The organism is Streptococcus sanguinis, assembly GCF_019928825.1.
Taxonomy (GTDB): domain Bacteria; phylum Bacillota; class Bacilli; order Lactobacillales; family Streptococcaceae; genus Streptococcus; species Streptococcus sanguinis_L.
In genome coordinates, this window is the sequence record NZ_JAHZOP010000001.1 from 248532 (window position 1) to 264834 (window position 16303).

A 16303-nucleotide genomic window follows, 5' to 3' on the forward strand; every position below is an offset into this window, starting at 1 on the left:
GCCAGCTTATATGCCGGCTCTTTTCTTGTTTCAAAATTTTTAAACTAGATCACCCACCATTGGTAAAGTGACCAGTAAAGAATATTAGCTACTATGGCGAGGGCGGAAAGACTAGTCAGAACCGTCAAGAAGAGGCGGCCTTTTCTGAGACCCTTTTGAGCCTTGCTAAAGAGCGGATAAACCGCACATCCTGCTAAGAACAATCCCAAACCTGCAAAAGCCATATAACGCCACTGAGCGATGATACTGAGATCCGTAGTGCTTGAGCTAAGCAGGAGCAAGAGTAAATTTCCAGCTGAGACCACTACTCCTGCAGCTGTCAAGATGTGCCACCATTTCCAAGCTCGATTTTGCTTGCTTTTCACCTTGCCAAAGACCAGTCGATAGAGGACTAGCACAAGCCGCACAAGTAGATTACCCAAAGCATAAACGACACTAAGAGCTGCCAAAGCAATCAACCCAAACTTAGTCCAGATTTCCCAGTCAGGAACTCTCTCAAAATCACTGACCGGAGTAGCGATTCGCGTTTTGCCATTTCCACTTTTATAAATAGTCCAAAACGAACGATCCATTCGCTCCGAGGACGGCTTCTTCATATGAAGCAAATTACCTGGAAAGAGCTGATACAAAGAAAGCGGACCTTGGTTAAAATTCCGAAGGATTTGATAGTAGCCAGGTTCGAACTTTTTCTGAGTCTCTGCACTGGCTGTCGGACGTTTTCCGAAAATCAATTCTGGCATGCCATCATTATAAATTTCTTCCACACCTTGATTGGTCATGATCACCTGGCCGATACCATCCTTCAGATCCAGCAGGAGATAGCTGGAAAAACCATTCGTATTCCCTCCGTGCCCTAGCACTGTAACGCCAAATTTACTGGCCCAGAAGCCATGAGCATTACGAACGATGTCTGTATTAGGATAGGTTGCTGTCGTCGAATAAAGAGTCGTCCAAGTCTCCGACTGAGTAAAGAGAGTTTTACGACTCAGCAGAGCCTGAGCAAATTTTTGAAAATCACTCAATGTTCCTGTGGCTCGACCAACTGGGTACAGACCGACTTCATAAAGTGCATCGCCTAACAGGCTGCCATCTGTCGCATATCCTTTTACTTTCTTGCGCTTGGCTTGGACATAAGCATTGTCAGACAAGTCTTGCGCTATGGCCGTTCTCTCCATGCCCAGTGGCTGGAAGATATGCTCATGAACATAATCAACAAAGGATTGCCCAGAAATTCGCTCCACAATGTAGGCAGCCAACCCCGTACTGTAGTTGGAATAAGCTGTCGTTGTACCCGGCTCAAAGGACTGAGCCGGCTGATATTGGAGCAGCAAATCCTCTAAACTCTTGCCCCCTTGCATATAGAGAGGGGCTTCATCAAATCCAGGCTGATGATTCATCAGATCAAGCATAGTGATGGGCTTGTCATAGCGGAGATTTCTAAGAAAGCCCTCTGGCAGATAGGTGCGAATATCTTCTTCTAAGTCAATCTTACCTTGCTCCCAGAGCTGCATAACAGAGACCCATACGGTCAGCTTAGTCACGGAACCCCATTCAAAAACGCTGCCGTCATCAGCTTTGACTCCCTTTTCCTTGTTCATATAGCCAAAGTTTCCTTGATAAATGGTACCGTCCTTATCAAAGACTGCCGTCGCCATGCCGGATGTTGTCTTTTCATGTTCCTTGACAAAGTCTTGGATTTTCTGGCCGATCTGGTCACGTTTGATACCAGAGGGTAGCTTTTGAGACTCCTCAGCCAGCGCAGTAGCTGGCTGGAAGAGTCCCAGAGTTATAATCGTTAGAAGCGTTAGAATAAATGATTTTTTCATGCGATTCTCCTTACAAAATCACGTAGACAAAGCCCGCATCCCTTCAGAAAGGCAGGCAACTTATCACAGCGCCCAGAACTGATAAAGTGACCAGTAGAGAATATTGGCAACGATGACCAGAGCTGACAGACTAGTCAAGACAGTCAGGAAAAGTCGGCTCTTGCTCAATCCTTTTCTTGCCTTGGTCAGAAGCGGGAAGACTGCACAGCCAGCCAGAATCAATCCCAGACCGGCAAAGACCATGTAGCGCCAAGATTGAACAATTGAGTAATCCTGATTCATGGCAGCCAGTAAAAGCAGAATGAGATTGCCTACAAAAAGGATTATTCCTAGAGAAGTCAGGTAATTCCAGATCTTCCAAGAGCGAGGTGCCGAACTTCTTGCTTTACGCAGGATGAGACGGAAACTGCCAATCAGAAAACTAATCAAGATATTTCCCAAAGCAAACACGAGTGCCAGACCTCCGAGAAACACGACTAGATAATGCCTAAAGAGAACTGAATCGGAAATCCTTTCTGCATTAAGGACACCAAATTCGAGGCGATCAGCACCTTGACTTCTGTCTATGGTCCAGAAAGTGCTCAACAGATCTGGCTGATCTGATACTTTGTTGATCTTTTGGATGGCCCCAGGGATCATGAGCATGAAGGACAGTGGCCCCCTATTATAGCTTCTCAGATAGTGGTAAGAGCCAGGCTTGAACTGCTTTTTAGTAGCTTCGCTGACAGTCTGCATCTTGCCAAATATCAGCTCCGGCATTTGAACATTGTAAACTTGTTCATACAGTTGATTGGTTAAGATGACTTGGCCGATGCCATTTTTCAGATCCAAGTAGAGATAGCTAGAAAAGCCATCAGCATTACCACTGTGTCCCAGCAAGGTAACACCGTAGTGACTGGCCCAAAAGCCATGAGCATTACGAACAATATCCGTACCAGGGTGGGTAGAGGTTGTTGAGTAAAGCTCGGTCCAAGTTTCTGGATGATGAAAGAGCGTCTTACGTTCCAGCAAGGCCTGGGCGAATTTCTGCAGGTCTCCTAGAGTCCCCACAGCCCCTCCGACTGGGTACATCCAGAGCTTAAATGGTGTATCTCCCAAGAGCTTACCTTGGTCATCATAGCCCTTATCCTCCTTGCGCTTTTCCTGTACATAAGCGTTGTCCGATAAGTCAGGCAAGATAGCAGTCCGATCCATGTCCAGCGGCTCAAAAACATGCTCATGGACATAGTCTGCATACTTCTGCTCAGATATCCGCTCCACGATATAAGAGGCCAAAGCCGTGCTGAAGTTAGAGTATGATGTCGTCGTACCTGGCTCAAAGGACTGAATAGGCTGGTAATCGCGGAACTGCTCTTCCAAGTCGCTCTTGTCTCCCTTTTTGTAGAGTGGCATTTCATCAAAGCCAGCCTGATGGTTCATCAGATCCAGCATGGTGATAGGCTTATCGTAGCGAAGATTGCGGAGAAAGCCTTCTGGCAGATAAGTTTTGATGTCTGCTTCCAGGTCGATTTTGCCCTCTTCCCAGAGCTGCATGACCGACACCCAGACCGTCAGTTTAGTGATTGAAGCCCATTCAAAAACACTGTCATCGTCAACTTTGACTTTGTTTTCCTTATCCACATAGCCAAAATTTCCCTTGTAGATGGTTCCGTTTTTATCAAAGACTGCTGTTGCCATGCCGGCCGTTGTCTTTTCATGTTCCTTGACAAAATTTTCGATTTTCTGACCGATTTGGCTGCGGTCCGTGCCAGACGGCAGCTTCTGCGAGTCAGCTAAAGCAGCGGTCGGTCGGAAGATTCCTAACGTCAAAATGGTTAAAAGAATGATTAGAATAGATTTTTTCATAGCATTTCCTTTCTGTTCAACTCAAAGATTCACATGAGCTAAGTTCAGATAATTTGTGCAGTCTTCTTTCAATTTTAGAATCAGCTTATTCTTGTTTTTTAATCATGAATTTTTCGCCTGCTTATCCGCCCGATACCAGAGATAAATACTGTAAAGGGTCAGAATACCCAAGCCGCCAAGGTAAATGAGGGAGTTAACCTGAGAGAAATCAAACTTATCAGCTAGGTTGATGCCGACAAAGGTTTCTATCAGAATATCTAGCAGAGCATGGAAAATCATACAGGCAAGGACAGATTTCGTCTTCTTATGCAGTGCAGCAAACCAGATGGACTGGATGATACATCCAATGATAAAGACTAGAAAGGGATTCTGACTTCGATCATAAAAGCGGTCATAAAACCAGAGAGGAATATGCCAGCAAGCCCAAGCTAGTCCAGTTATTGAGGAGGCGATAAGCATAGAGAACTTCTTTTCCAAAGCCGGCTGCAGAAAGCCTCGCCAGCCAGGCTCTTCCATGCCACCAGCCAAGGTCATAAGGTAGATAAAGGATCCAATAAATGAAAGCAGAGACCCATCTACCAGCTTGCCTCCGGAAGCTAATGCAAAAGTCACAGCCAGACCTCCACTGAAGAGTAGGAGATAGAGCCAAGTCCCTTTCTTGCTTGAGAAGATAAAGGAACAGATGGCTTTGAAGCCTTTTATTTTCAGCACTATTAGGCTTGCTATCACCGGTCCGAACATACTGAGACTCGTTAGGAGGCCTTCCAGAGTCAGATAAAGTACGGGTGGATTTTCCGGCCAGAGATTTTTGAGAATGATAGCTAGCAACATAAATCCCCAAGTCCAGCCGAAGTTCCAGGCCAAAAATGGCCAGACTAGTTTTGGTTGTGGTTCTATTCTTGTTTCATTGGTCATAGGATTTTCTCCTTTAAATGGTTTGATTTTATCTGCTTGCTTTTTGTAGTCTGATAAGGTCCTAGATTTTTTGCCTCATTTAGCCGCGCTCTGTATAAAAGACAGCTATTGTACTTCAGCTCCTGTTGAAAAATCACTAACCTTAAGATTGTAAAAAGAATTAATCAAACGATTTACCTCATGAGATATTCCTTCACAAGATTGTCCATTCCCCCAGAAAAGACAAGAAAATAATCACAATGCCCACCACTGATAAAGTGACCAGTAGAGAATATTGACAACAATAGCTAGAGCTGACAGACTAGTCAAGACAGTTAGGTAGAGTCGGCTCTTGCTCAGTCCTTTTCTTGCCTTGGTCAGAAGTGGGAAGACTGCACAGCCAGCCAGAATCAATCCCAGACCGGCAAAGATAATGTAGCGCCAGCTAGCTAAAAAGCTCAGATCGCTGGTAGCAAATGTGTTAAAGAGGAGGAGGAAGTTTATAGCCACACCTACTCCAGCTAAAGAAGTTAGGTAAGTCCAGATACGAAGAGATTTTGGTATTTTAGATTGACCTTTTTTGAAAATCAAGTGGAAGAGATCCAGTCCGCCCCGTGCCAAAAAGAGAATGATACTGAAAACAATTCCGACTGCCGCTGAAATAAGCAGAGCCCAGTCTGTAAAGAACTCGCTATCCTTGACTCTGAAGTTATCGCCATAGGAAGCTGTTACCTTAGTCTCGTCTCCACTACCGCTGACTACTGAAAAATTCTGGGTCAAAAGCGGATTGTCCTTAGATTTCTTGACAAACTGAGTGTAAAGCAAGGTTCTGGAGATAGACATAGGACCACTGGCAAAGTAGCGAGCAGATCGGTAATTTCCAGACTGGAATTTGTCAAAGGTGGCTGAGTCCGTCTTTTTCTTAGGTCCAAAAACCAAGGCTGGCATTTCATAGTTATAAACCAACTCATGATCTTGATTCGTCATAACGGTCATACCTATACCATTTTTCAAGTCCAGCAGAATATAAGATGAGTAGCCAGTTGAGTTTCCTCCATGGCCAACAAGCGTCGTGCCGTACTCCCGTGTCCAAAATCCGTGCATATTGAGCGGCATATCCGTTCCCGGATAATTCGAGGTTGCTGTGTAGAGAGTTGTCCAAGTCTCAGCATGCTTGAAGAGCTTTTCTTTCTTCAAAAGCGCTTGGGCAAACTTCTGGAAGTCAGCCAAAGTGGAGACGGCATTCCCCGCTGGGTAAAGCCCAAGATGGAAATAGCTAGTTCCCATAGATGTCTGGCCGTCCGCCCGATAAGAGATCTGCTCCATCCGCTTCTGGTAAATCTTTGGGTTTTCCTTAAAGTCGGCTGATAGAGCAGTGTCTTTCATCCCTAGTGGTTGAAAGATATGTTCATGGACATAGGCTGAGAAGTCCTGACCGGAGATTCTCTCAACGATATAGGCTGCCAGACTAGCTGAAAAGTTTGAGTAGGCTGTCATGGTGCCTGGCTCGTAGGACTGTTCTGGCTGATTAACTGCCAGAATCTCCTCAATAGACAAGCCCTTATCTTCCTTGTAGGCGTGGGTAGACTCACCAAAGCCGGCCTGATGGTTCATGAGGTCTGTCATAGTAACGGGCTTGTCGTAGCGCAAAGTCTTCATAAATCCCTCTGGCAGATAGGTGCGAATGTCTTCGTCAAGGTCAATCTTGCCCTCTTCCCAGAGCTGCATGACGGAGACCCAGATAGTTAGTTTCCCTACTGACCCCCATTCAAAGACGCTGTTGTCGTCGGCTTTAATGCCTTTTTCCTTGTTCATATAGCCAAAACTACCTTGGTAAATAGTCCCGTCCTTGTCAAAAACGGTTGTTGCCATACCGGCTGTTGTCTTTTCATGTTCCTTGACAAAGTCTTGGATTTTTTGACCAATTTGGCTGCGCTCCGTGCCAGACGGTAACTTCTGCTCCTCAGCCAAGGCTGTAATTGGTCGGAAGAGTCCTAGAGTTATAATCGTTAAAAGAATTAGAATAAATGATTTTTTCATGATATTTCCTTTCTATTTAGCTTCAACAATCGCATAGGCAATACTTCTGTATACCATTCGGATAAAAATTCTTAACATAGCTTTCTCCTTTCTTAAGCAATGATTTGCATCATCTAATCAAAAGTCACTGCTTCTACAGCCACTCTTGTCGCATCATCTTTCTTGACATGGTCCTGAATCTTTTGGCTAATCTCAATGGCCGCCGTGTTAGACTTCAAAGATTGCTCCATCGTCTTAGCTTGAGGCGTTTTTACCAGTCCTAAGCTTAGGACTGTCAAAAGCCAGAGAAATAACGTTTTTGGCATGGTTTCTTACTCCTTAGATACAATTTAAAATGACGACTGAAATCTATCCCATTCCAGCTCTTCTTATCTTTTACAAATTTTAGGCCTATTTGTATAATCATTTTATATATATAAATTTTATATACAAGACGATTATATATAATTTTCTGGTATATGTCAAATTTTTATATAATTAAAAAATTATATATCAAAATCAGCTTAAAAGTCTTGAAATCAATATTCTTAAAGAGTTTATAAAAATTTGCTCCAAAAATCTTTTAAAAATTTTTATTTATTTGAAAGCGCTTGACGAATTTACTTTCTTCTGTTAGACTTAAAGCAGAACTATTTCGGAGGTACACGGAGACATGAAAAATTAAGTCTATTTTTTAAAGGAAACTTTATTTAGTAGATTTTGTCATGTTTCTGCATATCCGCGGGATGTTCGTTTTTGGTGCTTTCTAGCTTTTATTTGCTTATCTTTAGATTAATCCTGTCGCTCCTATGACAGTGTAAGCTGGAAGCCTATGAACGAATAATCCTACTTAGGCACTCCTGTGTCTGCTTTGTGCAACTAAAAACAGCTCTGCTAAATAAAGCAGGGCTGTATTTTGTGTTATAAAACGAAGGAGACATCTATGCTTCAAATAAAAAATCTAACAATCACCCACCTAAAAGACCTGAAAGAGTTAGTCAAAGATTTGTCACTGACAGTCAATCAAGGAGACAAGGTCGCTATTATCGGTGAGGAGGGCAATGGCAAGTCCACCCTACTCAAGCTCCTGCTAGACGAGCGACTGGTCAGCTCCTATGTCAGCTACAGCGGACAGATTGATAAGTCCTATACTCCTGCTGTCTACCTGCCCCAGCAGCTACCTTCAGAGGATGCCCAACTGACGCTCAATGACTATTTCTTTGCTGATTTTGAGACCGAGCTGGACTATGCCAAGCTCTATCGCTATGCTGGAGAGCTCAACTTTGACAGCCAGCGTTTTGCCAGTCAGCAACCGCTCGCCAGCCTATCTGGAGGAGAAAAGCTCAAGGTCCAACTCATCAAGAAACTAGCCAGTGATTGGGACATTCTCTTTCTTGATGAGCCCTCTAATGACCTCGATCTCGAAACTCTGACTTGGCTGGAAAACTTTATCAGCCACGGCCAGAGAACAGTTCTTTTCGTCTCTCACGACGAGCACTTCCTCGCTCAAGCTGCGACCAAGATTGTTCATCTGGAGCGAATCAAAAAGAAGCAGGAGGCTAGAACCAATGTCAAGAGTCTGGACTATGAAAATTACCGCCACAAACGTCAGGAGGCCTTTGAAAAACAAGGTCAATTGGCACGGAAAGAGCGGGAAGAACACGCCAAGACCATGGAAAAACACCTACGGGTTAAGCAGAGTGTGGAGCATACTTTACGAAACACCCATGATGCTACTGCAGGTCGACTGGTGGCTAAGAAAATGAAAAACGTCCTCTCACAGGGCAAACGATTCGAAAAGGCAGGTGCTGAAATGACAGAAATTCCGACACAGGAAGATGCCATCAGCCTTCACTTCTCAGACATAGAAGCTCTGCCATTGACCAAAAGAATCCTCAAATTAGAAGGAATGAAACTGGAAACTGACGAACGACAATTGGCGGAGAACCTGACTCTGGAGGTCTGCGGCCAGGAAAAAATCGGACTGATTGGTGCTAATGGTGCAGGAAAATCGACTCTGCTTAAGGAAATATGGAAGATCCTGCGTGAGCGGACAGACATGCGAGTAGGCTACATGCCCCAGCATTATGGTGACTTGCTGGCTGATGAGAGCAGCCCTTTGGATTTTCTGGCTCCCTCTGGCGACAAGTCTCAGGAAGAGAAAATCCTGACGCATCTAGCTAGTCTTCAGTTCACGCGCGACGAGGCTCGCCACCCGATTGAGCAGCTTTCTGGTGGCCAAAAAGCCAAGCTCCTCCTGCTCAAACTAGTCCTAGACCGCCCCAACGTCCTCCTGCTGGACGAGCTAACCCGCAACTTCTCTCCCACTTCTCAGCCTCAGGTTCGCCAACTTTTGGCGACCTATCCTGGCGCCATTATCTCTGTCTCCCACGATCGGATTTTTCTCAAAGAAGTCTGCACGAAGATTTATAAACTGACAGAGACAGGGTTCGAAGAAGTTGAATTATAAGCAAAAAGAGTTGGAATTTCCAACTCTTTTAGTTTTGTTTAGCATCAACCTGTGAGCTTTAATAAAGCTCACCTTCTACTCCTGCGCCGTCTGCATTTGGTAATAAACACCTCTGGCTGCCATGAGTTCCTGATGATTACCCTGTTCGACGATATCACCATCTATCATGACGAGGATGATGTCAGCATTTTGAATAGTAGACAGGCGATGGGCGATGATAAAGCTAGTTCGTCCCACCATGAGCTTGCTGAAAGCCTCCTGAATCAAGACTTCTGTCCGAGTATCAATGGAGGAAGTCGCCTCATCCAAGATTAGGATTTTAGGAACAGCCAGGAAGACACGGGCAATGGTCAAGAGCTGCCGCTGACCTTGAGAAAGGGAGTCCCCAGCATCCGCTAGGTAGGTGTCGTACCCCTGAGGCAGCTGCTGGATAAAGAAATGAGCATTGGCCGCCTTGGCAGCTGCAATAACCTCTTCTCGGCTGGCGTCTGGCCGGCCAAAAGCTATGTTGTCGTGAATGGTCGCCGTCTTGAGCCAAGTCTCTTGCAGTACCATACCAAACTGCTGACGATAAGAGGCTCTAGTGTAATGACTGATGGGAATACCGTCTAAAGAAATAAGACCACTATCAACATTGTAAAAGCGCATGAGGAGATTGATCAGGGTTGACTTACCAGCACCGGTCGGCCCGACAATAGCTACCTTGCTAGCTGCTGGAATCCTTATATTCAAATCCTGAATCAACTCTTTGCCGGGCTCATAGCCAAAAGCCACATGCTCAAAACTAATCTGCCCTTTGACATCTTCAGACTGAAGAATTTCCTGAACAGACTCAGCTATTTCTTCTTGGTCCAAAACGCTGTAAATCCGCTCTGCACAAGCTAAAGCGCTCTGCAATTCTGACATGACAGACGATATATCATTGAAAGGCTTGGTGTACTGGTTGACGTAGTTGAGAAAAGTTACCAGCTGCCCAACCGTAAAACCTGTTCCCTGAATGATTCGGACAGCCCCAAAGCCTACAATCAAAGCATAGATCAGGGCATTGATAAAACGAGTCGAAGGATTGACCGTCGAAGAATAGAAAATAGCCGCCTGCGAATAGTCTGCATAGGTTTGATTACTGCGAGTAAAAGCTGTATCAAACTGATCCTGAGCATTAAAAGCCTGAATCAAACTTTCCTGGGTCAGACTTTCCTCAATCAGCTGGGTCTGCGCTCCTCTGGCCTGTGTCTGCCGTTGGAAAAAGCTAAAACTCTTTCTGGCAATAAAGCGAGCTAAGAAGAGAGAAAGGGGCGTCAAAAGCAGAACCAAAAGCAAGAGGAAAAAGTCCAATCTGGCCATGCTAATGATGGTCACTAAAATTGTTAGCAAACCCACAAAAAATTGATTGAAAACCATAAGTAAGCCATTGCTGAGCTGTTCCAAATCGGTCGTCACCCGACTAACCAAGTCGCCAGTTCCCTGCCGATCCAGATAGGCCAAAGGCAGATAGTGTATTTTCTTGATAACGCCTTGACGGAGCTGCTGGCTGTAGCGATAGACCAGCTGATTATAGAGCAAGGGATTGAGCCACTGAATCAGCGTATTGGCTAAGATGACCAACAGCATCTGACCCAAAACCGGCATCAAATGTTGATTCGCTTGAGGAAGAAGAACACTATCAACCGCATTCCCGATTAAAACTGGAAGAAGAACAGTCAGAGCCACTTGAGCCACCGTTCCCAGACTAGCTAGGAGAAAGAGCCAGCGCGCCTGCAGCAAATCTCGAGTCAAACGCCTCAAGCTGCTAGGTGATGTCTTATGCTTCATGCTTGCCCTCCTCTCCTTGACTATGCTGTGAGTGATGGATTTCTCGGTAAATGGCAGAGCTGACTAAGAGTTCCTCATGGCGACCAAGGGCCACCTGCTCTCCCTTATCTAGGACTAAGATTTGATCTGCTGAGCGCAAGCTATTGGTCCGCTGAGAGATCAAGACCAGGCTGGTCTCAGTCAATTCATTCTTAATAGCCTGCAAGAGTCTAGCCTCTGTCAGATAGTCCAGAGCAGAGGTTGCATCATCTAAAACCAAGAAAGGCGCCCTCCGCAAGACAGCTCTGGCGATGGTTAAACGCTGACGCTGACCGCCAGAAAAATTCCGACCAAAGGCCTCTACAGTCGCATCCAAGCCACCTTCCTTCTGAGAGACAAAGTCCGCTGCCTGAGCAATCTCTAAAGCCTGCCACAAGTCTGCGTCTGTTGGCTTGCTTGACATACCCAAGGTCAGATTGGAGCGAACGGTTCCTTGGAAAAGCTCTGCCTTCTGAGGCACCAGACTAATCCAAGACCGCCATTCTCTGAGATTTTTAGGACTGTGTCCTTGGGAAAAGATGGTCAACTGACCAGCAGCCACAGGATAAAGATGAGCCAGCAGCTGGACTAAGGTAGACTTACCTGAACCTGTCCCACCAATAACCCCCAAAGTCTGACCTTTTTTCAAATCAAAAGTCAGACCAGTCAAGGCTGGACTAGCTGCATTTGGATAGGAAAAGCTGACCTGCTGGACTTTAATAGCTTGATTTGGCAGAGCTGTTTCCTGCACTAATTCCTGCAGGACATCTTCTTCTGCTTGCTCGAAGACTTGACTGATGCGGCCTGCACTGATATAGCTTTGATTGAGCGAGTTGACCAGCATAGCCAGCTTGAGCAATTCCACCAAAATCTGCAATAAATAATTAACCAAGGCCACTAGCATCCCCTGGGTCAGTAAGCCCTTGCCGATAAAGGTATTCCCCTGCCAAATCACAGCAATTAGGGTACCATTGACCGTGAGAAAGGTCAGAGGACTAATCAGACTAGCCAAAGCTCCCGTCCTGATTTGCCAGGTTTTATAGAGCTCGTTGCGATTGCGAAAGGTCTGAACCTCGCGCTGGGTCTGACCGAAAGCTCTTATAACCCGCATGCCCTGCAGTTGTTCGCGAGTCAGGTTGACCAACTGGTCAGTTAGCTGACGAATCTTGGCATAGAGGGGATTCATCAAACGAGACATGAAAATGATAATAGCCGTTAAAATTGCTACCATGAGCAAGAACCACAAGGTAATGACCGGACTGATAGTAAAGGCCATGATGATGGAGCCAAAAACGATGATAGGCGCCCGCAGAAAGAGACGAAGAAATTGATTGATTCCCGTCTGAATCTGATAGGTGTCGCTCGTCAGCCGAGTCACCAAGCTAGAAATCGTCAACTCATCCCGACTAGCCTTAGGCAAACGCAGGATTTTTTGATAGAGGTCGCTTGTCATCTGACGAGTAAAGCCCACTGCCGCCTTTGACGAATAATACTGGGCCACCACTGCTACCACCACACCCAGCGCAGCCAAGCTCATCAAAAGAAAAACCATCCAGTAGAGATGGGAGCTGTCGTGTCTAGGAATGGTCTCATCCACAATCCCCGCAATCAAAATCGGAACCAGCAGTTCAAAACTGGCTTCCAAAAGCTTGAACAAGGGGCCCAACAAAGACTCTCTGATATAGCCCTTGAAATATTTCAATAAATCTTTCATACTGCCTACTTCTCCATTAAACTGTATTTATTTTACCATAATTTTCAAAGGCTAAAAAATATTCTCCTTCTGACCAGCAGAAAGAGAACATTAATATTAGACTTCTTGTAAGTTCTGGCTTATTTTCTTTAGAACCATATGCAAAAATGGCGTTACAGCAAATAAGAAGCCGCCTAAAACTATAAACGTCCAGTCAAAACCAAAGTAATCAATCAACCAGCCCGTCACAGGGAAAAAGACAATCATACTCAGGCTGAACATCATAGAGTAGACACTAAGCATGGTCGCCCGTACTTCACTTGGCAGCTGCTTTTGTAAATCATTGTCAAAAATCGGCTGGAAAAGAGCATACAAGGCGTTGCTGATTAGATAAATCAAAATATAGATGATTGGCGTTCCAAAATAGGACAGCAGGTAGCTTGCTCCAGTTAGAAGAACTACAGTAGGAAAGAGTTTTAGGGCAGAATATCTCTTTCCAATCACACTCGCCAGATAGACCGCTAAGATATTCAAAGCACTGCCAATCAGCATGACTACCGAAATCTGCCAATCTTTTAAATCAGGCAATTGATTTTGATAATAAAAATAAAACATACACATCAGCGTTCCGATGATTTGGGACAGAATCATCCAGATAAAAAGGCTGGGATTTCTCTGCAACTCCTCTTTGACAGCCCAGATAATTTTTTTCATGGTCAGACGTTCTGATTTCTCTGCTTTGACACTTGGCTCCTTCAGCATCCAGGTCAAGAAAAGAACGATAATAGAGGTTCCAATCATGATATAGTAGGTCAGATGCAATTGTCCATGGACAAAAAATCCAGCCCAAACCGTTCCCAAAGACCGAGTCGCTTCAGCCACCCCAGACATAAAACTGGAGATGGATAAGTAACGTTCCTTGAGTCCGGCCTCCACAGATGAATCATAGACCATGGCTGCGCTTGTCCCCGAATCAAAATTATAGGACCAAGCACTAATCACCATAGCCAGTGCATAGACCCAGAAGTTCCCCTGCCCCGCCAACATAAGAATCGAAGACACAATCCCAGCTATCCTGCTCAGATAAAGATTGGTCTTGTAGGAAAAGCGATCCGCCAACATCCCAGAAGGAATTTCACAAATGACGCTGGTAGCATGAAAAATACTTTCCAAAAGGCCAATCTGCCAAAGGGACATGCCATTTTGACTTAGAAATAAAATCCAAAAACTAGTAATGCCTAGAAAGGCAAAAAATTCTACTCCGGCCATAAGACCGATATTTTTCCGATAACTTCTTTTAAACATTTTTTCTCCTTTAACAAGTGTTTTTTAATTTCTATCCTTTATCACTTGTTAATCTGCTGTTTACATGACTCCTACCTCTTCTTTCTCTAAAATTCTATATTTGGATTATTTCATAGTTCATTGTTGAAAAAACGCCACATGGGCGTTTTTATTGATTTACGGTTTAATACGGTGCAACATACGTGGGAATGGAATGGCTTCACGGATATGCTTGGTTCCTGCTACAAAGGTTACCATACGCTCGATACCGATACCGAAGCCACCGTGCGGAACTGTTCCATACTTACGAAGATCCAGGTAGAATTCATATTCTGAAGTATCCATACCAAGCTCTTCCATCTTAGCAACAAGGGCATCGTAGTCTTCCTCACGCATAGAACCACCAATGATTTCGCCATAGCCTTCTGGAGCAAGCAAGTCTGCACAGAGGACACGGTCTGGATTTCCAGGAACTGGTTTCATGTAGAAAGCCTTGATGGCTGCTGGGTAGTTCACGACAAAGGTTGGTACACCAAAGTGGTTTGAAATCCATGTTTCATGCGGTGAACCAAAGTCATCTCCATGTTCCAGATGCTCATAGTCCGCATCCTCATCATTTTCATGAGCTTGCAAAAGATCAATCGCTTCATCATAGGTAACACGCTTGAAAGGCTCTGCAATATAGCGTTTCAAAAGCTCAGTATCACGTTCCAAGGTTTCCAAAGCTTGAGGGGCACGGTCAAGAACACCTTGGATCAAAGCTTTAACATAAGCTTCTTGCAAGTCGAGTGACTCATCATGCGTCAAGTATGAATACTCTGCATCCATCATCCAGAACTCCGTCAAATGACGACGGGTTTTTGATTTTTCAGCACGGAATACAGGACCAAAGTCAAAGACGCGACCAAGGGCCATAGCACCTGCTTCCAGATAAAGCTGACCTGACTGACTCAAGTATGCTGGAGTTCCGAAGTAGTCTGTTTCAAAGAGCTCAGTTGAGTCTTCTGCTGCATTTCCTGACAAGATTGGGCTGTCAAACTTCATAAAGCCATTCTTGTCAAAGAATTCATAGGTAGCGTAGATAATGGCATTACGGATTTGCATCATAGCCACTTGCTTACGAGAACGCAGCCACAAGTGACGGTTGTCCATGAGGAAATCCGTTCCATGTTCTTTCGGCGTAATTGGATAGTCATTTGACTCACCGATGATTTCGATGTCTGTGATGTCCAGCTCATAACCAAATTTTGAACGCTCGTCTTCCTTGACAATCCCTGTCACATAAACAGAAGTTTCTTGGCTAAGCTTTTTAATCGTATCAAACTTCGCCAATCCTTCTTCTTCGCCAAATTTCTCGATGAAGTTAGGCTTGAAGGCCACCCCTTGGAAGAAGGCTGTTCCGTCACGCAGCTGCAAGAAAGCAATCTTACCCTTACCTGACTTATTAGCAACCCAAGCACCAATGGTCACTTCTTGACCAACATAATTTTTCACATCAATAATTGTTACGATTTTCTTTGACACGTTTTTTCTCTTTTCTATTTTTTATTCTTTATGACAGACTGCCTCGACATTATTACCATCTGGATCCAAGACAAAGGCTGCATAATAAGGCTGGTGATATTGGGGACGAATACCAGGGGCGCCATTATCTTTGCCGCCCGCTGCAAGGCCTGCTTGATAAAAAGCATCCACCTGCTCCCTAGTCTCTGCACGAAAGGCAAAATGAGACGCATCTGATTGTCCCTGACTTAACCAAAAATCTCCAGCTGGAGCCGTCCGAGGTTCTGCAAAACTTACTGCCTGAGGAATTTCAAAGGCAATCTTGTAGCCCAATGGCTCTAAAGCTTTCTGATAAAAGAACTTGCTGGCTTCCAAATCCTTGACTGTAATTCCAAAATGATCAATCATATCTGCCTCCTAGATTGGTTGCTAAATGTCACTTTATTTCAAGACAAATCTTTTGGACATCTGTTCTATATTTTACCATAAAGCGATTGCAATAGCTATCCTTGAAGAGGCTAAATCTCAGAAAAATTAAAAAACCAGCCTTCTAAAGGCTGGCGGATAACTCTCTCTGAATAAGAGGACTAATTTTTTGTTCCATATAGCAGTCGATCAACCATGTCATCATCATAGTTCAAGACTTTTTTCAAAGCCATCTTAAAGCGCTGATCACTGAGAATCTGACCTCCAGGACTCTGGTCAATCGTCGCATAATTCCCCTCCCCATCCTGAGTAAAGGCTACAGTCAGCTCTTGGTCAGGGTCTTCACAAACATCTCGCTGAGGATCTTTTGAACTGCTTGATGGACGAAAGTCCATTCTTTGCAGACGAAACGACAGTTCTTTATGAAAAGCCGTAATGTCCTTCTGACGATTGGCCACTGGCTCATGTTTGTCCAGCCACGTCAAAACATCATCTCTTGTAATATATATCATC

12 protein-coding genes are annotated in these 16303 nt (G+C 44.7%); 1 reads left to right on the top strand and 11 read right to left on the bottom strand.

Going from position 1 to position 16303, the window contains the following annotated elements; translation table 11 throughout:
- Positions 1-44 precede the first annotated feature (44 nt).
- The 5 genes from K1J09_RS01160 to K1J09_RS01180 all read right to left on the bottom strand — a co-directional run bounded on the left by K1J09_RS01160 (position 45) and on the right by K1J09_RS01180 (position 6910).
- Entirely contained in the window at positions 45-1826 is a 1782-nt protein-coding gene (locus K1J09_RS01160; protein WP_223322553.1) for a serine hydrolase domain-containing protein, read from the bottom strand.
- 63 nt (positions 1827-1889) lie between these two features.
- On the bottom strand, positions 1890-3671 hold the full coding sequence (locus K1J09_RS01165; RefSeq protein WP_223322552.1) for a serine hydrolase domain-containing protein: 1782 nt from the start codon (positions 3669-3671) through the stop codon (positions 1890-1892).
- Positions 3672-3773: 102 nt separating this feature from the next.
- Complete coding sequence (locus tag K1J09_RS01170) at positions 3774-4586, bottom strand: CPBP family intramembrane glutamic endopeptidase (protein WP_223322551.1); 813 nt, start codon at positions 4584-4586, stop codon at positions 3774-3776.
- A 234-nt stretch (positions 4587-4820) separates the two neighbouring features.
- Complete coding sequence (locus K1J09_RS01175; protein WP_223322550.1) at positions 4821-6605, bottom strand: serine hydrolase domain-containing protein; 1785 nt, start codon at positions 6603-6605, stop codon at positions 4821-4823.
- 113 nt (positions 6606-6718) lie between these two features.
- Complete coding sequence (locus K1J09_RS01180) at positions 6719-6910, bottom strand: hypothetical protein (protein WP_002895243.1); 192 nt, start codon at positions 6908-6910, stop codon at positions 6719-6721.
- Between the two features lie 617 nt (positions 6911-7527).
- Here K1J09_RS01180 and K1J09_RS01185 point away from each other — a divergent pair.
- Complete coding sequence (locus K1J09_RS01185; RefSeq protein ID WP_223322549.1) at positions 7528-9054, top strand: ATP-binding cassette domain-containing protein; 1527 nt, start codon at positions 7528-7530, stop codon at positions 9052-9054.
- Positions 9055-9129: 75 nt separating this feature from the next.
- Here K1J09_RS01185 and K1J09_RS01190 read toward each other — a convergent pair whose 3' ends face one another.
- The 6 genes from K1J09_RS01190 to K1J09_RS01215 form a co-directional block, all read right to left on the bottom strand.
- Positions 9130-10866 (bottom strand): ABC transporter ATP-binding protein, encoded by a 1737-nt coding sequence (locus tag K1J09_RS01190; RefSeq protein ID WP_223322548.1) that lies wholly within the window; start codon positions 10864-10866, stop codon positions 9130-9132.
- Positions 10856-12598 carry an ABC transporter ATP-binding protein gene (locus K1J09_RS01195; RefSeq protein ID WP_223322547.1) on the bottom strand — a complete coding sequence of 581 codons (1743 nt, stop codon included), beginning with the start codon at positions 12596-12598 and terminating at the stop codon, positions 10856-10858. Before K1J09_RS01195 ends, K1J09_RS01190 begins: the two co-directional genes overlap by 11 nt.
- Positions 12599-12694: 96 nt before the next feature.
- Entirely contained in the window at positions 12695-13882 is a 1188-nt protein-coding gene (locus K1J09_RS01200) for an MFS transporter (protein ID WP_223322546.1), read from the bottom strand.
- 156 nt (positions 13883-14038) lie between these two features.
- Positions 14039-15385, bottom strand: a complete 1347-nt coding sequence (asnS, locus tag K1J09_RS01205; RefSeq protein ID WP_223322545.1) for an asparagine--tRNA ligase — start codon at positions 15383-15385, stop codon at positions 14039-14041.
- 21 nt (positions 15386-15406) lie between these two features.
- Complete coding sequence (locus K1J09_RS01210) at positions 15407-15772, bottom strand: VOC family protein (RefSeq protein ID WP_223322544.1); 366 nt, start codon at positions 15770-15772, stop codon at positions 15407-15409.
- A 179-nt stretch (positions 15773-15951) separates the two neighbouring features.
- Positions 15952-16302 carry a hypothetical protein gene (locus K1J09_RS01215; protein WP_223322543.1) on the bottom strand — a complete coding sequence of 117 codons (351 nt, stop codon included), beginning with the start codon at positions 16300-16302 and terminating at the stop codon, positions 15952-15954.
- Between the last annotated feature and the right edge of the window lies 1 nt (position 16303).